General features: G+C 35.4%; 19 protein-coding genes. 17 read left to right on the top strand and 2 right to left on the bottom strand.

The genetic code is table 11. The features are described from left to right. Nucleotides 1–35 precede the first annotated feature (35 nt). From DW196_RS09375 to DW196_RS09290, 17 genes are all read left to right on the top strand, one after another. Nucleotides 36–2,276, top strand: coding sequence for a phage tail tape measure protein (locus DW196_RS09375; RefSeq protein WP_118251074.1), 2,241 nt, complete (start codon nucleotides 36–38; stop codon nucleotides 2,274–2,276). Nucleotides 2,277–2,292: 16 nt separating this feature from the next. Then, a complete protein-coding gene (locus tag DW196_RS09370; protein ID WP_118251073.1) occupies nucleotides 2,293–4,857 on the top strand; it encodes a type IV secretory system conjugative DNA transfer family protein in 2,565 nt (854 codons plus the stop codon). Between the two features lie 15 nt (nucleotides 4,858–4,872). Further along, nucleotides 4,873–6,873, top strand: coding sequence for a pLS20_p028 family conjugation system transmembrane protein (locus DW196_RS09365; RefSeq protein ID WP_118251072.1), 2,001 nt, complete (start codon nucleotides 4,873–4,875; stop codon nucleotides 6,871–6,873). Between the two features lie 17 nt (nucleotides 6,874–6,890). Beyond that, a complete protein-coding gene (locus tag DW196_RS09360; protein ID WP_118251071.1) occupies nucleotides 6,891–7,223 on the top strand; it encodes a hypothetical protein in 333 nt (110 codons plus the stop codon). Continuing rightward, nucleotides 7,216–7,782 carry a hypothetical protein gene (locus DW196_RS09355; RefSeq protein ID WP_118251070.1) on the top strand — a complete coding sequence of 189 codons (567 nt, stop codon included), beginning with the start codon at nucleotides 7,216–7,218 and terminating at the stop codon, nucleotides 7,780–7,782. Before DW196_RS09360 ends, DW196_RS09355 begins: the two co-directional genes overlap by 8 nt. 137 nt (nucleotides 7,783–7,919) lie before the next feature. Next, nucleotides 7,920–9,845, top strand: coding sequence for a VirB4 family type IV secretion system protein (locus DW196_RS09350; protein WP_118251069.1), 1,926 nt, complete (start codon nucleotides 7,920–7,922; stop codon nucleotides 9,843–9,845). Nucleotides 9,846–10,062: 217 nt separating this feature from the next. Further along, complete coding sequence (locus DW196_RS09340; RefSeq protein WP_118251067.1) at nucleotides 10,063–11,214, top strand: lysozyme family protein; 1,152 nt, start codon at nucleotides 10,063–10,065, stop codon at nucleotides 11,212–11,214. Nucleotides 11,215–11,252: 38 nt separating this feature from the next. Then, entirely contained in the window at nucleotides 11,253–11,864 is a 612-nt protein-coding gene (locus tag DW196_RS09335) for a hypothetical protein (protein WP_118251066.1), read from the top strand. Between the two features lie 14 nt (nucleotides 11,865–11,878). Continuing rightward, nucleotides 11,879–12,712 (top strand): hypothetical protein, encoded by an 834-nt coding sequence (locus tag DW196_RS09330; protein ID WP_118251065.1) that lies wholly within the window; start codon nucleotides 11,879–11,881, stop codon nucleotides 12,710–12,712. Between the two features lie 300 nt (nucleotides 12,713–13,012). Next, nucleotides 13,013–13,282 carry a hypothetical protein gene (locus tag DW196_RS09325; protein ID WP_118251064.1) on the top strand — a complete coding sequence of 90 codons (270 nt, stop codon included), beginning with the start codon at nucleotides 13,013–13,015 and terminating at the stop codon, nucleotides 13,280–13,282. Nucleotides 13,283–13,284: 2 nt separating this feature from the next. Continuing rightward, nucleotides 13,285–13,635 (top strand): hypothetical protein, encoded by a 351-nt coding sequence (locus DW196_RS09320; protein WP_118251063.1) that lies wholly within the window; start codon nucleotides 13,285–13,287, stop codon nucleotides 13,633–13,635. Continuing rightward, on the top strand, nucleotides 13,628–15,613 hold the full coding sequence (gene mobP2, locus DW196_RS09315; protein WP_118251062.1) for a MobP2 family relaxase: 1,986 nt from the start codon (nucleotides 13,628–13,630) through the stop codon (nucleotides 15,611–15,613). The genes DW196_RS09320 and mobP2 overlap by 8 nt, the downstream gene beginning before the upstream one ends. A 16-nt stretch (nucleotides 15,614–15,629) precedes the next feature. Then, nucleotides 15,630–16,409, top strand: coding sequence for a hypothetical protein (locus tag DW196_RS09310; protein WP_118251061.1), 780 nt, complete (start codon nucleotides 15,630–15,632; stop codon nucleotides 16,407–16,409). Further along, on the top strand, nucleotides 16,409–16,630 hold the full coding sequence (locus DW196_RS09305) for a hypothetical protein (RefSeq protein WP_118251060.1): 222 nt from the start codon (nucleotides 16,409–16,411) through the stop codon (nucleotides 16,628–16,630). The genes DW196_RS09310 and DW196_RS09305 overlap by 1 nt, the downstream gene beginning before the upstream one ends. Nucleotides 16,631–16,717: 87 nt before the next feature. Continuing rightward, complete coding sequence (locus DW196_RS09300) at nucleotides 16,718–18,688, top strand: DUF3991 domain-containing protein (RefSeq protein ID WP_118251059.1); 1,971 nt, start codon at nucleotides 16,718–16,720, stop codon at nucleotides 18,686–18,688. After that, a complete protein-coding gene (locus DW196_RS09295; protein WP_118251058.1) occupies nucleotides 18,669–19,127 on the top strand; it encodes a CPBP family intramembrane glutamic endopeptidase in 459 nt (152 codons plus the stop codon). Before DW196_RS09300 ends, DW196_RS09295 begins: the two co-directional genes overlap by 20 nt. Next, the gene (locus DW196_RS09290; RefSeq protein WP_158563565.1) at nucleotides 19,106–19,537 is read left to right on the top strand and encodes a BRCT domain-containing protein; all 432 of its coding nucleotides are present in this window, start codon (nucleotides 19,106–19,108) and stop codon (nucleotides 19,535–19,537) included. Before DW196_RS09295 ends, DW196_RS09290 begins: the two co-directional genes overlap by 22 nt. A gap of 570 nt (nucleotides 19,538–20,107) precedes the next feature. Here the strand turns inward: DW196_RS09290 and DW196_RS09285 are convergent. Both DW196_RS09285 and DW196_RS09280 read right to left on the bottom strand, forming a co-directional pair. Further along, nucleotides 20,108–21,457: a PcfJ domain-containing protein gene (locus DW196_RS09285; protein WP_118251056.1), complete on the bottom strand. Its 1,350-nt coding sequence runs from the start codon at nucleotides 21,455–21,457 to the stop codon at nucleotides 20,108–20,110. After that, a partial coding sequence (locus DW196_RS09280) for a Cas9 inhibitor AcrIIA9 family protein (RefSeq protein WP_118251055.1) occupies nucleotides 21,457–22,131 on the bottom strand: 675 nt, incomplete at its 5' end. The genes DW196_RS09285 and DW196_RS09280, both read right to left, overlap by 1 nt.

Genomic DNA, 22,131 nt, shown 5'->3' with positions numbered 1-22,131 from the left:
TTTGTTTATAAAAATTAGGAGAAAGGAATGAGACGATGGAGTGTCTACTCATAAAAGCGACATCAATTAAGCCACGTATCAAAGGACAGACAGTAAAAGTTAATACTTATTATCCGTTAGTAACTATGGACAGTGAGCTTAAACAATTAGTTTCTCAATCGAAGAAAGGGATTGAAGTATCGTTAACTGTACTTGATTTAACGCAAGGAAAACAAGAAATATCGTTTCCTAAACTAGAGCTAGGAAACAGTGAACATTCACTCTTGTATTTATTGAATGAAGATATTATTCAGACAGAAAAGGAGGCAGATTTTGAAGAAGCAGAACAGTTAAGAAAATTATCGCTATCACTTGCGAAACAGATGGATCAAGAAGCAGAAGACATTACGCCTTATCAAGAACAGGCAGATGAATTAAACAGTCGTGGACTTAAAAAGGTGTCGGGCATGTTGTCATCATTAAAAAAACCATCTAAAAAAGAAAAGAAATCATCAACAAAAGAGCCAGCCTATTCAACTGATACTGACCAAACCTCATCACATAGTGACAATAAAAAGAAACAAGAAACAGTCATTGAGGAAGAACGCACGTTACCTCAAACAACACCTGTTTGGGAAGATGAGCTACAAGAAGATGACAATCAACCAATTCAAAACGATCTACCAGCAAATAATGGTACATATCAAGTAGATGATTATACGAATCAGAATCAACCGATACAAGAAGAAACCATGTCTCAATCAGTTGAAACCACGTTAACTTTCGCCTCATTTTTACAAACAAAAGACGAAAATCGTTATGTTCCGAGTGTTGAAATGGATTTAACTGAGGCTGTATCTAACCCAGTAAAAAAAGTGTCGGATGCATTAGGTATTAATGATATCAACCCAACACCGTTAGAAGAAAAACAGTTGGCATATATCAGAAAACATGTAGACAGACAGTTATTTCAACGGTTACAAGTTCAATTCTCAGATAACCTAAATCAATTATCAGTGGCGTTGACATCAACTTTAGAATCTCTTTATTTAAGCAGTGGATTATCTGACCATGATTTAAATACATTTGTGACACAGGAAGTCACAAAAAAAGAAAAAGAATGGTCGATTAAAAATGAATCTAAGGTAAATGATTTAAAGAACGAATTGAAAAAGGAAGAAAATCAGCGAATACAAGCGTTAGAAGTGAAACATGATAGTGAAATTCAAGAATTAAAAGCGAGACAGTCGGAAGAAAAACAACAAGTTATCACTGACTTTGGTGTTTATGCAACTGATAAATTAGACCAACTAAAAAATACGTTGAGTGAGACGATTCATACCGAATTAAATTCTTATCGGTCAACGCTACAATCTGAACGTCAACATGATTTATCTGTACAGTTGTTGTCAGAGAAAGAAAGGCTGTTAGCTAAACGCGAAGAAGCCATTCTAGAAGAAATTGACACGGTACGCAAAGAACAACAAAGGTACATCGAGTCATTACTGGAAGAACTGGTATCAAAAGAAAATGAATTTCTTTCATTAATAGAACAGGAAAAAATGGCTAAAGAAAAAGAAGCGGAGAGGTTATTGAAGGAAAAGGAGTTACATATTAAAGAGGAAGAAGTCAATATTTTGGCTAATGAAAATAATCAAAAGTCAAAACAACAGACTGACCAACATGAGTTGATGATGAGTTTAATTCAAGCTCAAATTTTAAAGGCAACACAAACAGATGAACCTAAAACAATAGAAGTTACAGTACCAAAAGAACCAACGCCTCCAGTGGAAAATCAATCGACTTTACGTCGTTTGTTGTACTCGGTGGGTGTCGTATCTGTTTTAACCGTTTCATTTTTAGGTTTTAAGTTATATGAATCAACAGAGGATAAAAAATCCATTCAATCTGAGATCGTTAAGATACAAGAAAGCACAAAAGACTTAACTCGTTCACTTGAGGGTATTTCTTCTGAGAATACTCAATTGAAACAACAAGTCGTCAACAGTAAAGAAACACTCGCTAATCTGTTAGATGAAGGGAAGTATGATCGAGCGATTGAATTGTATGGTACTGAACTAGATAAGATTGAAAATGCGATGTATGAGGCAAATGACTTAAAATCACTCACTGCTTTCAATAAATCTCATGATAGTCAATACGGCCATTTAGATGAAGCGATTCTAAGTGGAAATGAAAAAAAGATGATAGAAGAATACAAAAAACTTAATACCAAAACACGTTTACCTGGAGATCGTGAGTTACGTTTGCCAAAGGAAGCCTTGAAAGATGACTAAGAAAGGGTGTTAGAAAATGGCAAAAATACAAAAAACAGGTAAAAATATGACAGTTTTTTCTAAAGTTAGACAATTATTCCGTCGGAAAATTGATGGACAAGACCTACCTTCAGAACAACGTCAAGTAAAGTCGTGGATACGCTATTTGAGTATCGCTGTGTCATGTTTTTTCTTCTTTATCATGGTGTATGTTGGGTCAACCATTAATGGATTTGCTCATGTTATTGCCAAAGAAGGCGTGTTTAAAGTGTTTAAATCTGATACGTGGTGGCGTTTATCAACAATCAGAGTATATTCATTACCTTTGATTATATTATTTCTGATGTTACTCATTTCTATTGTTGTTGGCTTTTATTTTTATCAGTCATTTTCAATGAGATTTAAGCAGTTAAATCGAGGGCAAAAAGGAGACATGAAGTTTTTAGAGCTTAAAGATATTCAGTCGAATTTTAAAGAAATTCCACATGTTGGTCAGCGATTTGACGGCTACGGTGGCATGCCAATTAGTCATTTTAAGGCTTATTATTACATTGATACAGCGACATCTAATACCGTTGTAATTGGTATTTCTCGTTCAGGTAAAACGGAAATTTATATTTTTGCTTTGATTGATAATTTATCAAGAGGACGAAAACAAGCCTCAATGATGATTAATGATGTGAAAAAAGAAATCCTACGTGGGACACAAGGGTTGTTAGAATCACGCGGTTATGATACCTATTCTCTTGATTTGATTGACCCGATGCGGTCAATGAGTGTTCAGTTGTTAGCGACAGCTATTTTTTACTGGCAAATAGGCGAAAAGGATCAAGCAGAATTACTGATTAATTCTTTAACACACAATTTATATAATACTGGTAAAGATACAGGGACAAGCAAACACTTTAACGAAACAGCACAAGGTGTGGTTAATGCGGTGATTCTCTCATTTCTTGAAATGGCAGAAGAAGATGGAGAATACGAAAAGGTCACACTGTATAACGTGTCTCAATTCATGATTGAGATGGGATTAGAAAAGTGGCGTGTAGAATTTGATCCAAAAGAATACAATGCACTGGATGTCTATTTTGAGAAACTACCTGCAGGAAGCTCAGCCAAAGCTCAATTTTCATCGACAAACTTTGCAGGAGATAGAGAAAAGGGAAGTATTATGAGTACGGCCATTCGAGGATTGAAAATATTTCAATTAAAATCCATTGCCAAATTAACGAGTCAAAATACATTAGACTTTAAAAAACTTGGTTTTCCAAAAGACATCATGATTCAATTTGATCCATCCCTTGCTTATGAGAAAGTGACGTTACAATTTCATAGAGGGTCTAAATTATTAGGCGAGCGTGTGGTTGAACCGACTATTAGTGGAATGGCCATGTATTTTTATGACTACGATTTAAGGCAAGGCGATACTGTCACTATTCGTTACCCTAATTCAACGAAACAAGATACTTTAGAAAGTATTGTGACGATTGATAAAATTTATCAGCATGATCCAACACTTACGAAAGATTACCGAGTAGATGTGACAGTGACGAATCAAGGAGACTTGTTAAAAGGAGTGACGATGAGTTACTGTGACCATCCTATTTCTGTTTATATGTGCGTGGCAGACGAGGATAAGAGTTTGCATCCTGTGGTATCCATTGTGATAAGTCAGGTTTATCAACTCCTAATTAAACTTTGTTCTTATTCAGATAACAACAATCAACTCTTTCGTCGATTACATATGATTTTAGAAGAATATGGCAATATGGCATTGATTGCGGATATGCCAAACTATGTGACTGCCTCACTTGGACGAGGTATCTTATGGAACTTTTTCGTACAAGGATACAACCAATTTTATGAGAAGCATGGAAAAGAACTTGGAAAATTAATTCTCGATAATTGTCAAAACACCTGTTATGTGATGTCGAAAGATGATGATACGGTTAAATCCATTCATTCTCTTTTGGGGTCACAAACGATTGAAGAACAATCCATTAGTGATAAGGCGAATAAGTTAGAGGCAAGTCGTCAACGTCGTGTAGAAGGTGAGGAACTCATTCAAAAAACACGTATGCAGACATTACTTGAAGGGGAAACGATTGTTATTGCAGGACTAAATCGAAAGAATAATAAAGGGGAAATCGTCCGTCCGTTCCCAATATTCAATACAAAAGAGACGTCAATGCCACTCAGACATACGTTTGAGTTAAGTCAGTACATTGATACGAGTACGCCATTGTCGGAGCTAAATACTCCTTGTACACACCGTTATTTAGACCTAAATAAATTGTCATGGGACTATAACAAAATCAAGGCAAGTATTGGTGTACCGTTCTTTAACTTGTCTACAACAACGTCATCAGATATCAAGTTTGAAAGAGTAGAACAGGTTATCGACGCTGAAGAAACACAAGAAGATATCTTGATGAAAATTAAAGATATCTTATGGGAAATGATTCCTGAAGATGATGACCGAGATAAGTTTGTTCAAGCGATTGAGGGCAATATCGAAGTAACAATTAAGAGCTTTCTAGGACGGTTACCTCAACGACAGCAAGTTGAGGCATTAATTGAGCAGTACAGACTATTAAGTTAGAAAGAGAGGGGTTTTGTGAGTTCATTAGAATTTTTACAACAATACAGTGATTATGTGGAGCATGCCAGTTTGTTCTCATGGATATGGAGTTTCGTTAAATGGGGCTTTACGATGGCAATGTATCACATGTGTGCGGCAGCAGAAGGATTTATAGACATCGCATTTAAGATGTTTAGCTATTTAGATAGTGGACGAGTTGGGGCAATTTACAAAGGATTTCAGGTTGTATCGTGGACGGTATTAGCTCTAACGGTTATCTATCTTGGCTATAAATTGATCATGGGAAAAAAAGTTAAAATTAAAGATAGCGTGTTTTACGTCATTATTTTAACCAGTTTAATGATTAACTTACCTGGCATCATGAATAAAACAGTTGCATTAAATAAAACACTTTACAATGAGAGTAAGTCATTGGTGACAGATGAAGGAACATCGAACAGTAAAAATCAAAGTGTGGCATTTAATATCATTCGGACGAATGTTGCGGATTTAGAATATTTAGCCAGTGAGGGGTATGACACACTATCGAATCCAGATAGCGTGAAAAATAAAATCACAGAAAAAAACTTAAAGTATGTCGATTTTCAAGAAATTTTGTTACCTGAAGATATCAATAAATTGGCCTCTAGTACAAAAAATGATGAAGCAAAGAGTCTAGGTAAGTACATTGCATTAGATGCACAAGGGAAAATGACTGAAAAGGACATAGAAAATGGTTGGTTTACACTATTTGAAGAAGGGACGTTCAGATATGGTGCAAATAACAGTGCAATGAACGTTAGTTTTATTGTGTTGACGGTTTTCTTTTTCATGCAGTTTTGTAAGTTCATTATCATCATCGTTGATTTAGTGAACATGAAAATTTACGCACCACTTGTCTTAATGAGTGATATTGAAACAGCTAAGAAATCAAAACAGATGATGTTAGATATCTTTGGAGCTATTTTTTCAATCGCAGCACTTGGTATAAGTACCGTCTTATTCAATAGTTTTTATAACTATTTAGTCGGTTTAAAAGTGAATTTATTTGCGTTCTTTATTATCGGCGTTTTAGGAGCAGTTGGTTTTATCAAAGGCTCAGACAGTGTAGCAAAATATTTTGGTATAAATACATCTGTGAAAGATGGCATTATTGGTGCAATGGGAATGTTAGGTGTAGTGAAAGCTGGTCAAGCAGTTGCACCAGTAGCAGGTGAAGTCGTTAGTAATGTTGCCAAAGGAACAAAAGACATCGCTCAAAAATCTTATCAAAAAGCGAGTGAAGGAATACCAAAAGTCGCTAACGGTGTTGGAAATGCGATGGGTCACGTCTCTGAACGTGGATTTGGTGGTGCAGTAAAAGATAAGCTAGCCGATGGAAAAGATGCTGTGACAGATACAGTGAAAGACAAAGCTGGACAAGCTAAGAGTGCGGTTACTTCACCACTTAATGAAGTGAAAAATAATTTTGAAGATGGAAAAATGGATGGCGTTGTTACAGGTCATAGTAAACGAGCGAGTGAATTACAAAAATCTAATCAACCTACATCAGAAAAACCTTTGGAGTCGGCACAAAGCATTAATGATGAACCGGTGAGGTTTAGTAATACGCCACCTAGTCCCTCAGATGTGGATGATTTATCAAAAGCGACGGTTCAATCCTATCAACCTTCCGTAGAAGAATCAGCGAAAACGAATACCAATGAGCCTGTAAAAGCTAATACTCCAACATCTAGTGGTTCTAATGTAGAGGGGATATCAGAGGCTTCTATTGACTCTTATCAACCATCAATAGAAGAAACACAGTATCAGTCATCATCTGATATGCCATTGGTTACGCCTGAATATAGTACAAACACAACAAGTGATCGTCCAGTACAACCAACTACTCAACAAACGTCCACTCAATCAAAGAATGGTGAGTCGTCATCAGTATCAGTAAAGCCAACAAAAGTAACCACACAATCCTCACAACCGACAGCTTCAACCGTTCAATTTAAACCAAATAAATATGACGGTTTCTTTGATAAAAAATAGAAAGGAAAAAGGCAAGAATGGATAACTATAAAAATATGCGAACCATTACCAGCATTCGTGCAAGAGTTAAGATTGCAGTGTTTTATGTGATGGACATTGCTTGTTTAGGAGCAACTTATTTTGCAGGAGACTATCTTCAAAAATATCTCCAGTTTGCACCTAAAATATATATTTTGTTTCAGATTACAAACCTATTAGTGTGTTTGTATATGTGTTTACCATCATTGAATAACCCGAATAGAAATAATTTTAGTGTGTTAATGTTATTTCTATTTAGGGACAAGCGACACTTTTTAAGCAATGATTTTTTATTCATAAAGAAGAAGGGAAAGGAGCAACATCATGGCTAATGTATTAAAAAAGGAGTCTAAATTTTCTTTACCAAAAAGAAATAAAGAAGCCATAACGAGTATTTTAGAGGATTTTCCATACAAACGTATGGAAGATTCTTTTTTAGTAACGAAAGAAGATACCTATCAAGCCTATTTGCGTATCTCGACACAAAACGTATTTAGTTTATCTGAAAAGGAACAAACGCGTTTAATGGATAGTTTAACGACATTGTTGAGGGTCTATGTTGATTGTTTAAATATTGTGTCACTTAAATTTCCTCCAGCATTAGAAAAAAATATCCAGTTTTGGCAACGACATCTCATTCGTGCAAGAAGTGAAGGGAATTTGTATCAATCAATAAGCTGTCAAGAAAACCTAAATAAACTCTTTTGGGTCGAAAAAAACTTGCCAGAGCTAGAATTTTTTCTCATGGTATTTGGTGAGACACGAGATGAATTAGAAGGGAATATTCGCTTAATTAATCGCTTTAGTTCAGATCTTTCAATCACTTATTTAACCTCAGACGAGGTGGAGAAGATAGTCTTTAAGTTGTGTAATATGAATACAGAAATTTAATAAAAAGAACTTTTAGTTCTACGTCTTTGTATTGCCAATTTTATTTTCATCATAGTCTATCTTCAGAAAGTAACAAAACTATCTATTCAATGAATCTATGTAAGTAAAGTACAACAATTTAAAAGGGAGGAAATACAGTGATAACTGCAAAAGAAATAAAACGTTACGAGAAAGAGGGATATGACTTCGAATTTGTTCAACGTGTCTATCCAAAGGGCAATATTGACTTTCCTACAAAGTACGTACGAGGTGGTGATGGATGTTATGCCATATTGCACGTCTATAAGTTACCAAAACGATTGTCTATCTTTTGGTTAATGCAACTAGTAGAAAACCTAAATACCATTTGTCATATTGCCATTGCAACGGCAGATAAGCAAACAACGATAAGAAGTTTAAATACATCGATGTCAGAATTTAGTGATCGAACAGAAAATGAGCGAACCTACACGTCCAGAAATGATGCTTTATCTGAGTTTAAAAATTTAGAACAACTAGGATTAGAGATTACACAAGGTGGAGAAATCATGAAAGAAGTTCATTTACGCCTATTCATTAGTGCAGATAATTTAGAAAAGTTAGATGAACGTGTGTATGATATTCAAACGAAGTTACGTGGTTTAGACTACTCTGCCAGTATTTATTTGTTTGAAGAAAAAGCAGAGTGGTTATCACTCTTTGAGTCATACGAAGAAAATGTAGAAACAATAAGTGGAAAACAAGGGATACCTGTTACTGCCTTACAAATTGGTGGTGGGTATCCCTTTAATCATCAGTCCTTAATAGACCCTAGAGGGTCTTATATTGGTCGGACTGAAACAGATGGTGCTTTTGTTTATGATCCATTTCGTGTGACGGATTCTAGGGCGTCCTTTAGTTCGTTTGGTGTTGGAATGATGGGGTATGGGAAATCAACGTTATTAAAATTAATTGAGGATAGTCTCATTGGTCGAAATACGATTATATATGGGATTGAAAAAAATCGTGACTGGTATCGTTTGATTGATTCGCAAGGTGGAACAATTATTGATTTATCGGGGACAGACGGTATGTTAAACCCTTTAGAAGTATTTGCGACTCGAACAGACACCACAGGCTTACACATTGATGAATTAGGAAGCTATCAGCAACACAAATCTAAATTGTTAGCGATGGTATCATTCATGAACCCTGATATTCGTTCAGTCGATAAATTAGCGATTGGTCGAATTATTGACAATTTCTATGTTCATTTTGGACTACTACCATCTAATTTCCAACAAAAAAGAAACGATATTCATATCACAGGACGTCCCTCTAATGAGTATCCAATCATGGAACAATTTTATCACTTTTTTGAAAATGAATTGACAAAAAATGAATATAAAACTGTTACTCCAATGAAACGCCAAGCGTTAGAAGATTTTAAAGAAGTCTTACAGTCAATGGCTTTTGATAATGGCAATATGTTTAATGGTCATACGACCATTCGTGACTTAGGGAATGAACAAGTTGTCTTTTGGGACATTGATGGCATTAGTAATTATCCCGATGAGATATTTAAAACACAGTTATTTACTGCTTTGAATATGACCTGGAGTCAAGCAATGAAGAACGGACGAAAACAAAAATATTTGTTGGAAACAAAGCAAATTAACGAAGAAGATGTCGTATTCTTTAAGTTCTTTTTAGATGAGTGTCAAAATGTCGTGAACACACAAAATCTCTTTGCCGTACAAGTCATTATTGACTTCTTAAAAGAAATGCGTAAGTTCTCGGCAGGAATTGATTTCATGACTCAATCCTTTCAAGAGGTATTACTTGAGAATGCGTCTGATGAAGCTGTTCAAAAGATTAGTCAGATTTTTGAGTTGTGTAATACAAAAATATTCTTACATACTGATGATTCGGTTATCAGTAAACTGAAACGAATTATGGGCAGTGGGTACTCAGAATCAGACTATGATAGCATTCGTTCTCTGAAGAAAAGGCAAGCATTCTTTAGCTTTGGTAACAACGAAAGTTACGTGATAAATGTTGATCCATCGGCTGAACAATTGGAACGTTTCGCAGGTGGCCATTAAGAATAGAAAGGATGGTTTCAATGAAAAAACGTTCTGATGCTCAAATCGATTCAGCCTATCATTTTAGCCATCGTCGAGAATGGACAGAAGATGATGATAGGTTGTTAGTGGAATACAGTACGACCCTCTCGGATGAAGAAATTTCTCAACGATTGGGTCGAACTATCCCTTCGATTTGGAGTCGTAGAAAACGACTGCGAAAGGAGGGGGAACTTCAATGAAAACCTTGAATCAGTTACAAAAATTATTGCGAGGTAAAGCAAATAGTGCCGATAAATTTAGCTTATTATGGAAAGTCGCCCTATTCATCGTATCTAATCTCATTGTGTTATTAGGTATTGTCATGGTTGGGGTGATTTTCCTTATTTTGTTTACGTCAGGCTCAACGTCAACAGATGAGTCGGACAATGTAGGTGGCGGAGGTTTGCCTTTGCCTGAATCCGTCTTACGTTGGAAAAATGATGTATCACGTATTGCCTCTAAGAATGACGTATCGAAATACGTTGATATTCTACTCGGTATTATCATGGTGGAAAGTGGTGGAAATGGATTAGACATTATGCAAAGTAGTAAGTCCGCAGGAATGGGCCCGAATGGCTTTACCAATCCAATTGATTCGCTTGAACAAGGGATAAAATACTTTGCGACAAACGTTAAACTAGCAGAAGCACAAGGGTCAGATGTATGGGTTGCGGTACAGGCATATAACTTTGGAAGTGGCTATATATCTTATGCTGGAAAGAACGGAAAAACACATAGTACCAATCTTTCTGAAGCCTTTTCGCGTGATGTTGTATCTAAGTCTTTAGGAAATACATCAGGAGCTAAATACAACTATGTCAATGCGGTATCACTTGCTGATGGACGGACTTACTTGTATCTAAATGGTGGTAACTTTCATTATGTTGGCTTGGTAAAACAGTATCTACCAACGGCACAAGGAGGTAGCAATGGGAACGTCGGAAGTGGGGAATATCGAATTCCATTTGATGGTACACCAGTCGTAACCAGTCCATTTGCAAATCGTGTCAGTCCAATTACAGGACAAGCAGAATATCATCTAGGTCAAGATTTTGCACAACCAGCTGGAACAAAAATATTAGCGAGTATGGCAGGTAAGGTGGTAGTGGCAGAGTACCATTATTCTTACGGAAATTATATTGTGTTACAACATAATAATGGCACATGGACGGCCTATGCTCATCAAAGTCAATTGATTGCAAAAGTTGGTCAAACCGTCTCACAAGGTGATGTGTTAGGTATCATCGGAACGACAGGCGACAGCACAGGGATACATCTTCATTTTGAAATAAGAAAGTCTATGTTTGGTGATCACGTTGACCCTGCACCCTATCTAAAATTACCTTAACCGTTAGCTATATTTTTATTTTTTTAAGGAGGAAATACATGAAAAACAGAGCGATGGGATTCGTTATCCTTTTATTAGGAGGTAGCTTGTTGTTGAATGGATTAGCATTTTACACACTAACTACCACACCCGAAAAAGTGGAAACTATCCAACAAAAATATGATAAAGATATCGAGAAAAAAGATAAAAAAATTCAGAATCTAACCAATTATATAGATGCCAATACATCGACAGCACTAGAGAAAGTAGAAGCAGATAAAAAAGTCATTAACCAGGTGTTGTATAGCTTGTTTGAATACACACCGAAAACAAAAGATAATCGATTTAAACCGATTGAAGCACTCATGACACCAGAAGTATTTGAGGAACTTGTCCCTCCAGTTGAAAGACAGACAACGGAAAAAACAACAGCAAGTGCTGAAGAAGAAACACACAACCATACCTATAAAATGGTAGATGAACAAGAAACCGTCTCTATTAAAAACATTACTTTTTACTCTGCTTTAAACGGTGATTATCTTGTTCGATATGATTTAACTTATCAATTTCCAAAGCGTGACGAATTAAGCTATACCGCCTTAACACATATCAAAATGACAGATAATATTATCTCACTTTGGGATCAACACACCATTGAATTTAAGGAGTAGAAGGGAGCAAATATATGACATTTTTAGACCGTTTTACACCGAAAAAAAAGAATCAGTTTACGAAAAACAATGAACGTTACTACAAGATTTTGCTTACAGTAATTGCCTCACTGTATCTCTTAATTATTGGACTAAGTATCACTAATCCAAATGAAGGCAAGTATTTAGCAACTGAAAACGGTAAGGTAATTGAGTCCAGTACCAACGGTCAATTTAAAGTAATTAATCGTTTTTATGATCCAAATACGAAACGATATCAATTGATTTTATGGTTGACTGGTGACCGCTCATTACAAGAAGATTATCAAACAGAATTAACCGCAACAAGTGTGGTTAAAACAGATTTATCGACACAACGAAAGAGTAAAGTAACACGTATTGGTCGACGCTATTTTTCAATCGTTGTATCTAATGTTCCAAAAGAATATGAAGCAGTCCGAACAGATATTGTGGTCAAAAGTCGAACAACACCAGAAAGTGACCCCTACGAATCGGAAATAAAATTGTATTCAAAAGACAGTCAAACAACTAATAAACCAATCAAAGAAGAGACAAAATACTTCAAAGAACAAGCAGTTGATACTCAGCTAAAAGAGACCGATTTAGAAATTCAAACTTTGAAAAAAGAGATTAAAGGGTTACGTTCCGATATCAAAGAAACGAACAATTTAATCGCGAATATTGAATCGGATATGAAACTACAAGTATCAGATGAAAAAGAGGAGTCGAAACAAACATTAGAAGATTATCGCTCTCAAATTGCACAGAAAGAAAAGGAAATTGAGGAACATTATTCTCAAATTGAGGAGCTAGAAAAGAGTAAAACGCAGGTTGATTCACTTTTTTAAGGCAAAAAAAGTATGTTCCAATATGTTCTAGATTATGTTCTAAGATGTTCTAAGGTATGTTCCGATATGTTCTGAACTATGTTCTAAAGTACCATAAAGTATATTCCGATATGTTCTGAACTATGTTCTAAGATGTTCTAAAGTATGTTCCAATATGTTCTAAAAAAAATAAAAGTGACGTCACTAAAAATGGCTTGAAACCCAATAGGCACCGCCTATTAGGAACAAAGTGACGTCAGGGTTCTATTATGCTCTTTCTCTTTAAAATTAATTAGCAAGATACATTGGAGGGATTAACACATGAAAGATAACCGAGTAACCGTTCGAAATATTGAACCAGCCACGTATCAATTTTTAGTTGAACGTGCCGACCAACTATCGTCAGATGACAACAAAGTTTCTGTTAATCAAGTGATAGGGTTGATATTAAATCAACACTATCATAATCACTTACTCAGGGATGAGCTAACGGAAATTGAAAAGGTCGGTCAACGTATGGATAGTCTAACAGAAGCTGTGTCAATGTTGGCATTAACTTATCAAGAACTATTCGAAGAAAGGAGCAACTAATTTTGACAGATAAACCTTATGAACGAAAAAAAAATATTTATATTAAAGAGGAAACACAAAAAATGATTGAAGACATCATGGAGAAGGAAAATATTGCTACACATACTGAGGCTGTTCGGAAAATCATTCATGACTACTACAATGAAAAATTAAAACAAGAGACCGAGTTAAAAATAAAACTCAACTCGATTGATAAGGAAGTCAACGTGTTATCACATTTAATGGTGTTTATGGCAGAAAGTATGAGTGCCACAAAACATGACAAACGTCTTTCACGTTTATATGAAGAAGCAGTCGAGGAACGTGAAAAGGACATTAAAAGAAAACAAAACGGACTGATGTTCAATGAGTAGTCCATCCATTATTTTGACATCTGAATTTGTGACGAGTCATGACACAGGAGCAGTCGATTATTTAGATAGGCAAGACAGACAAGTTGATAAGGATAAGTTCTTAGATGCAGGGATTGAGAAAGAAGCTCATGACATCTTATCGTTAGATATGATTAAGCAACTTGACGAGAATGATTTTTCGACTTATTTAAATTATTTAGGGCGACAACAAGCCTTAGAAAAAACAACCACTCTTTCTGACAAGGAACAAGTTGAAAGAAACACGATTGAAAAAAAATTGACCGAATTTGAAGGAAAGATGACAACTCCTTCTACACAAGAAAAACATTTAGAAGTTCGTGGCTTATTTGACAAACAGTCTGATTTTTTGACTGCTGAACAGAAAGATTTTTACAAAGATTTTTTTGCTGATGCGTCAAAGAATGGAGCATTTCTTTTTCAAGATGTTGTCTCTTTTGATACACAGTTTTTAGTTGACCAGGGAGTGTACGATCCAAATACAAAAAAGTTAGATAGTACAAAATTAAAACAAGCTGGTCGGTTAATGATGAAGAAATATTTTGAATTAGAAAACTTAGAAGACACTGGTCAATGGGTCGGGGCAATTCATTACAATACAGACCATTTCCACATTCATTTTTCAACAACTGAATCTCAAAATACGCGAGAATTAATTTCTATTACAGATAAGAAAACTGGTGAAAAAAAAGAAGTAAGAAATGGATTTAAAAGGCAGAAAACTATCAATCAAATGAAAGCAACTTTTGTCAATCAGTTAATCGACCGTTCAAATGAATTGGAAAAACTATCTCAATTAAGAAATCAATTAGTTGTGACGATACGAGAACAACCACATGACCATTTGGCAAAAGATAAATTGAATCAGTTACGTGATGTGTTACCAAATGAAAAACAAAGATGGCAGTACAATCGTTTATCAAGTGATGTGAAAGAAAAGATTAATGATGCCGTTCAAACGATATTAAAGACCAATAAAGAATTTGATTCGTTTAAACAACTCGTTAAAGAAGAAAGTCAATTTAGAAATAGTTTGTATCGTAACGACAAGCAAGAGGATTACTTTAAAAATAAGATGGCGGACATGGATGTTCGTCTTGGAAATGCGTTACTTAAACATTTAAAACAAGTCGAGCAGGAGCAAATCGAAGCGAAACGATTTGCTCCTAATGTTGTTGCGGATGAAAAAAAAATCGACCAAACCATAAAGCATCAACCTCAATCAAACTTGTCGCATTATTCTCAGTTCAATCAAAAAAAATTAAAGGAACAAATACCAGATGTTAGCATGGTGGGTAGTCGTCATTATTGGCATAAACAAGGCCGACTTATTACAGCTAATGCAGAACCTTTAGATATATCTGTTCCTGTTATGAAAGATAACGGTAAGACGTTATCACATTTTGGTGTTGGGCATGTTTACGATATTTCTCAAACAAAAGAATGGTCGATTCCATCACAATATACGAAAGAACCTGTTGTGAGTCAACCACAAAAAATCAACACTGACACAAACAAGTTACCTACCAATATTTATCGTTATCGAAAAGAACAACGTGACGAAATTTTAAAAAATCATCCAAATGCTCGTACCGTTTTTCCCTTAGAGGATTGGGTAAAGTTAGGCTATCGACCTAATACTTTTGAAAAGCCAACGTTTATCACTCATACCTATAAAGATTCTAATACTGGTGAGCAAAAAACGTTTGAACGAGGCGTTTTTGAACGGTCACAAGTCACACGAGGCACACAGACTGAGCTGAATTATTTGAAAAAAGATTTAGATAAATCCTATACGACACCTTACCGACCATCTGCCATTGACTACTCACAACGAGCAGTCAATAAAGTGGCACGACTTCTCGAAAAAGACTATGACGTGGAACGTAACAAATTTGAGAAAGAACGCTTAGATCGAAAAGTGGCGATTGCACAACACGAGGCAGAATTAGGTTATTAAAATTAGGAGGAAAACCATGACAACTATTAAAACAACACTATCTAAACTAAAACACCGTATGTCTCAAAAAGAGTTTAAACAAATTGAATCCATTGCACTATCTAAACTCTTACTAGCTATTGTAAATACCTGCTTGGTTACGATTGGGTTTATGCTGGTATGTTATATACCAGTTGACGTCCTTAATAACCTACGACAAAGTATCCCCACTTCTGAAGAGAAGATACTTTTTGATGAGGTATCCAATGTTCTTTACGGACTTTTTCAAGTTTTTCTCTTTGGTATCCTATCCTGTACTCTTGTTTTTAATATTAACAAAATGGACTATGCCTCATTTGTAAAAAATGTTATTTATGGTTTGATACTGATCAGCATCATACAGTTACCGATATACATATCGCCGACAGCATTAGTCCTTTTTCTTTATATCTTTTTAGGCATTGGATTCTTTCTAAAACGTCTCATTTACATTAAAAAATTGTACTTGTTACGTGACCTATATATTATTTCTCCTACCAGCAAGTTTGGCTTTTTTAAACGTTCTAAACTAAATTATATCGTTTACTCTCCAAACCAATTTACGCAGATTAATAAAAAGTGGTTACCTTTTGTTGACGTACAGTTAGATGGAAGAAGTTACAGTCGGTTAAGTACAGATTGGGAAGGGCCAGTCGCAACAGATGCTTTTTATGATGTTGTCGTTCAGTCACGATTTAGTGGAATCAAACTAAAACAGTCCGTCACATCCATTGAAACAGAAGAAGGGTATTTGATAGGGAAAGGAGGGGAAGATTAATGTATCCAACAGAAATATATGTCCATCGAATTAATCATCACACACAAGAAATTGAAGTGGAAACATTTGATTTGTTAGGTGTTAGAAAAAGAATAAAGGTTAGTCCTTCTGTTTTAGCAGAGGCAGAACGAGCGTTAGAAACAAGTCATAACTATCCAGTGATTATGTTGTTTGATCAAGAAACAAATACCTTTATTCACGATGTACCAACTAATGAATAAACAAAATGACTATTTTAAAAGACATATTCCTATTATTTAGGACATGTCTTTTTCTTTTTTTAGTTAAAATAAGAAAGGAAGAGTTGTATGCCAAAACAATATAAAAAGAAAACGCCACAAGAAATTAGACAAGAAATTAACCATTACATCGACAGTGCGACACAAAAAATTGATTCTTACCTTACAAATCAATCGGATATCAATGAATTACTTGATTTCATGTCACAATTTCATACGTATTCTTTTAGAAATCAGTTGTTGATCCATGACCAGTTCGAGGGTGCAACGGCAGTCGGTAGTTTTAAATCATTTAGTGATGCAGGTTTTCACGTTAATAAGGGAGAGAAAGCCATTAAAGTTCTCGTCCCAACACCCTACAATGTTTATGAGGGGCTAGATGGTCATATTAAACGTTACAATCAAACCTCCCCTGAAGAACGAAAATTAATTAAAGAAAACAAATTACCAATGAAAAAAGAAATGGCCTATAAGCTAGGTAATGTGTTTGATATTTCTCAAACGAATGCGACGCCAGCAGACTTACCTAATATTTTTCCTAATCGACAGTATGACTTCTCATTTGAAGGAAACGAAGATAAGATGCTACAAACGTTAAAAGATATTAGTCAACAAAATGGCGTTCCTGTTCAAGAGAAACCGATTCAAACAGTCGCAAAAGGACAATATATTAGGAGAAATGATGGTAGTCAGTTGATTCAATTAAATCAACGACTAGAACCACGTAATAAATTAGCCACATTGATACATGAAATGGCACATTCTAAACTTCATCATGCAAAAGATGGGTTAACCACTCCTGAACGCGAATTTCAAGCGGAGCTTGTATCCAATGTTGTCTCAAAACACTTTGGACTAGACACAGATGAAAAATCAATCGGTTATATTGCACAGTGGACAAATAATGGTCAAGATATTGCAGACAAACGAGAATTAATTAAAGGCGTTCATCAAACTGCTATGTCGTTTATTGAGGAAATTCATACTCGTTATGAGTCATTAGACTATGACCAAACACCGATATTATCAAAAGAAGCAGTCAAACCATTATCTTTAACAAAAGAAGCCATTCAAGAGGCAAAAAATGTCAGTATATTAGATGTTGCTTCGTTTCATGGTATTCAATCTTATAAACATTCTAATAGAGAGTATCGTTTGACAGACAATAAGAGTGTCGCAATTTTTACTGATACCAATTCTTTCTATGATTTTGCCCCTAATTCTGAGATGAAAGGAGGTAGTTCAATTCATTTCGTTCAACAAGTATTAGGTGTGACTGATTTTAAAGAAGCCGTAATGCTATTAAATGATCCGTCATTTGAACGTATCACGAGACAGTCGATTGAAAAAGAATCGTATCAATACGATAAAACAAAAGAAAACAACACCTTTCATCGAGCAAAAAATTATTTAGTCAATGAGCGTGGTATCAATGAAACTCTTGTTGATAATCTTCATGATGCTGGTTACATTCGTGAAGACAAACGAGGAAACGTCTTGTTTTGTTGGCATGATAATGGTGAGATTGTTGGGTGTACTGAACAAGGAACGATACAATCAGATAAATATGAGCGTGGTAGCTGGAAAGGAATTCAAAAAAACTCTCCATCTTCCACTCATGGCTTTAATGTTCTATTCGGTGAACCGTCGCACTTAAAATTTTTCGAATCAAGTATTGACGCGTTAAGTTACGCTACTTTGCATCCTAAAGATATGACAGATACCTGGTTAATTTCTTTGGAAGGCATTCAGAATGGCAAGGAAGATAAGATGCTAGAATATGTCAAACGTAGCTATAATAAGACGAATCAAGCACCTAAAAGTATCTCTGTCTGTGTGGACAATGATTCTGCTGGTCATGAGTTTTGGAATAGTTTAACACGTATCAAAAAAGACTTGTTGACGAATGAGATACCTCAAAAACCTCATGGAATGGAATCTGTTGAAAAATGGGATTGGAATGATAGCTTGCGTTTTTTGCGACAGGACGCTTTTTCTAAGCGAGAAGGAGTGACACTGGATGGTGGATACGGACGATAATTTTTTTACAAGAAAACAACTGATGGTGTTTTATGTCTTATCTCTTTTAGTTCTGATTTTTTCTCAAGTCCTTTGCGTTGTAATAGGAGATTGGTTAGTTCCATCTGTGGATCAAACTTACTATACGAATGACTTGCCTAGTATTTTTTCCATGTTGTTGTCTATCAGTGTCATGCCATTGTTTGAAGAGTGGCTCTTTCGGAAAAAAGCCATCACTTTTTTCAATCGGTATTTACCATATCTAGCAAGTATCTGTGTTTCTTCTTTACTTTTTTCTTTTAGTCACTTGCAAGTTTACTTTGTACCTTATTTTGTCGCAGGACTTATCTACTCCTACGTCTACCTAAAAACAGGTCGACTTTGGTTTTCAGTTTTACTACACGCCAGTTATAATGGAGTTAGCTTAGGCTTATTTCTTTGGGAGGTGGGATTATTTTAGCAGTTAATCAAGTTCATCACTTTGTGATTACTGGACGACTACAAACTTTCAAGCGAGATATTGCGATTCAACTGATAGAACTATTCGGTAGTCATTATCAGCCCTTTGTCAGTACCAATACGACGGTGCTTGTTAAAGGATTTTCTTCAATTGACTTATTTAATGTTGATAATCAGTCAAAAAAAACAATCGCAGCACAACAATACGATATCACTCAAATTAACGAAGAAGACTTCATTCTGTGGGTGCTATATCATTTAAAGCACCTTTCTAGTAATCAAGAGCGTCAATTTATCCAACGGATGAAGGAACCATTAAGTAACGTATTTCTTGAATTAGATGATTGTCCTGATAACCAGTTCATTTCAATGGTTATTTTTTCATTAGAAAAGCATTACCCAATTGTCTAGAATAGGTAGCAAAAGTGGGCTTTAATCAAGAGTGGAAAGCGATTGAGTAATGAGCTTTCCATTGAGTCGCCGACAGCGGTGGTGGCGGTCGGAGCAAGGCGACTCACAGGCAGACACAAAAAGAGACACGTCAAAACCCTTGATATAACTAGGTTTTGACGTGTGTTTATGGTATAATTAAAGAGTAGAAAAGTTAATGACGGTAGCTACACCTAATCGAAAGTGAGGTGGTGCATATGATTGTACTTCCTAAAACTAGAGAAAGGAGTAGCATTTTTGTTTGACTCTATTTTAGCGTTAACAATGACAATTATCAGTTTAGTTACTGCGATTGTCAATCTTGTTAAAGCTATTGTAGAATATAAAAAAGAACAAAAAAAATAACCGTCATTTAAACTTTGGCTAGTTTTACGGTTATTTTTTAACTTAATTCAGCTACCGTCTTTAACGGTTCTACTTAGGGGCGTATTCACGTACGTCCCTTACAAATTGATTATACCATAAATAGATGAGATTTGTTAATCAAAACACTGTTTTTTAAGGACAACGTCCTAAAAACAGTGTTTCTTTTTAACTAATTTTTTTGATGTGTTTTTCCCACTTTCCGACTGCCTGTGAGATATTGGTTGGGACTTCTTCTCGGTTACGTTTGCCTTGTATCTGCACGACACGTTGATTGGCATATTCCATAGTGAAATATGGTTTATTGGGTTTGTCTTTTTGACGGATAAACACAATCGTTGTTTGACCGTTCGCATGACGGTCTAAATAATCTTGATTACCAACGCAATGTCTTAACTTGTTTCCCTCATCAACAATCTCTTGTAGGTCTTTAGGGACAAGAAACACAAACTCGTCTATCTCTTTATCATAGTTTTTGATTTGATTTAATCGTTTTTCGTAGGTTTGACGTTTGAGTTCACGTTTCAACTGATTGATGGTATCAACTGCTTTATCATGAGCTTTTTGTAAGTCTTTTGGAAACACCATACTATCATCTAACGGTGTGCTTAGTTCCTGCAACATATTAATATAGTCTAAATAGTAACTAATAGAAAAGTTTGAGAACTTTTGTTTTTTAATATAATTTAAAAATTTCGTTCGTTTGATGGCTTTCGGTAACTTTCGCATTTGTTTGTAGTGGACTAAGTGACTGACACCGTCTACCATTTTTCCATGATGTTTTTGTACGTCTATTTGTAGCATTATCTCATTGAATGACTTATCAGAGTTTTTTAACAGTGATTTGTAACGTTTCAACCATTTTTTAGTGATGATACTCATATCAACCGTACTAAAATAATCATTTCCATAAGGCAACTTACCAGTAAACATAATACTTTCTGATAGAGAATAATTGCCGATTTTTTGTAGGTATTCGATTTCTTCTCGGTACTTGTAAATTCTTGCGATATTCTGTCGTTGAATAGGTGGCAAATCAAGGTACATCATGTCTTGGTTTTTTTTGAGTGTTGACTGCCAGTCATTCGGATAAAAAAGAGTGTTGGTGTATGGACTACTCATATATCCGTAGTTTGCGACTAGTCCGTTATACCAGTTATCATATCCATTGTAGGCTTTGATATGGGCATTATTTGAAAAACGTTCGAAGTTGGTTAGTCGATATTCCAGTTTTTCTTTTCCACCTTTGATGTCTAACCAGTAGCCATATGATTGAATTTCAATTCGTGTCTTGCTTACTAGAATGATACCAAACGGATAGAATTTTTCTGGAAAATCTAATCGAGATGTTTTAGTCAAACGTTTCTCAATAATAGTACCTGTGTCACGTTCACTAGAAAGTATCGTTTGTTTCTTGTTTTGCCATTTATAAATAGGAATTTGGCTCTCACACCACTTGAAAAAGGCTTTAGGTGGTGTGAGTGTTTTACCAATCTGTTTAGATAATGTGTTCGTCATTAGATTGTGGCGAACAAATCTATTTGTTGTTCGCTCGCTCCTTTCTCTGTTTTTGTTGGTTCTTTTTGCTTAACGTTGTTGACTGGTTTTTTATCTGCTTTTTTTGTCGGTTTCTTTTTAGTTGTTTGTTTTTTCGGTAACTCATAGTTAATGAAATAGTCTATTATCCATTGATACACCGTATCATCTTCAATCATGGCAAATTGCTCGTTCTTTGCGTGTTCTTGTGCCTTTTTTGAACAATAGTCTAACGCTCCCTTAATGCTTTTACCGTCTGTCAAAATGCCTTTAAATAGTTCTTGATTGGTTTGTTTACAAAGCCATTGGTGAACACGTTCAATCTGTTCTGACGTGTTCGTTTCCATTTCTTTTAGCAATTTGTCTAGTGCTTGCGTGGTATAACTAATTTCTTGTGGCTCGAAAAACTTTTCATATTCAACACAATCACTTATTACAAGCCATTGGTACGTTTTCCCTTTATCTGTCATACCGTCAATAGATAAAAACAGTGGACTATATTCATCAAGCTCCGTTTTTTTCGTGATAGTTGCTTGTGGTGGCAATTTTTCAAGATAACCTAACAACGTGTCAATCGTGTACACTGTGATGGTGTCGTGAGCGTAAAACGTGAGCCATTGAAAGACACCGACTTCTGTTTGGTGTTGTTCTTTTTT

Origin of the sequence: Vagococcus sp. AM17-17, from assembly GCF_003471765.1 — a bacterium.
In the GTDB taxonomy this organism is placed as follows: domain Bacteria; phylum Bacillota; class Bacilli; order Lactobacillales; family Vagococcaceae; genus Vagococcus; species Vagococcus teuberi.
This window is presented reverse-complemented; position numbering and strand designations above follow the sequence as displayed.

Bases quoted from the DNA above. Each gene is read 5' to 3' on its own strand.
- mobP2 (WP_118251062.1), top strand. From the start codon at position 13,628: ATGAGTAGTCCATCCATTATTTTGACATCTGAATTTGTGACGAGTCAT.
- DW196_RS09355 (WP_118251070.1), top strand. From the start codon at position 7,216: ATGGCTAATGTATTAAAAAAGGAGTCTAAATTTTCTTTACCAAAAAGA.
- DW196_RS09285 (WP_118251056.1), bottom strand. From the start codon at position 21,457: ATGACGAACACATTATCTAAACAGATTGGTAAAACACTCACACCACCT.
- DW196_RS09335 (WP_118251066.1), top strand. From the start codon at position 11,253: ATGAAAAACAGAGCGATGGGATTCGTTATCCTTTTATTAGGAGGTAGC.
- DW196_RS09340 (WP_118251067.1), top strand. From the start codon at position 10,063: ATGAAAACCTTGAATCAGTTACAAAAATTATTGCGAGGTAAAGCAAAT.
- DW196_RS09360 (WP_118251071.1), top strand. From the start codon at position 6,891: ATGGATAACTATAAAAATATGCGAACCATTACCAGCATTCGTGCAAGA.
- DW196_RS09325 (WP_118251064.1), top strand. From the start codon at position 13,013: ATGAAAGATAACCGAGTAACCGTTCGAAATATTGAACCAGCCACGTAT.
- DW196_RS09310 (WP_118251061.1), top strand. From the start codon at position 15,630: ATGACAACTATTAAAACAACACTATCTAAACTAAAACACCGTATGTCT.
- DW196_RS09305 (WP_118251060.1), top strand. From the start codon at position 16,409: ATGTATCCAACAGAAATATATGTCCATCGAATTAATCATCACACACAA.
- DW196_RS09370 (WP_118251073.1), top strand. From the start codon at position 2,293: ATGGCAAAAATACAAAAAACAGGTAAAAATATGACAGTTTTTTCTAAA.
- DW196_RS09330 (WP_118251065.1), top strand. From the start codon at position 11,879: ATGACATTTTTAGACCGTTTTACACCGAAAAAAAAGAATCAGTTTACG.
- DW196_RS09375 (WP_118251074.1), top strand. From the start codon at position 36: ATGGAGTGTCTACTCATAAAAGCGACATCAATTAAGCCACGTATCAAA.
- DW196_RS09300 (WP_118251059.1), top strand. From the start codon at position 16,718: ATGCCAAAACAATATAAAAAGAAAACGCCACAAGAAATTAGACAAGAA.
- DW196_RS09295 (WP_118251058.1), top strand. From the start codon at position 18,669: ATGGTGGATACGGACGATAATTTTTTTACAAGAAAACAACTGATGGTG.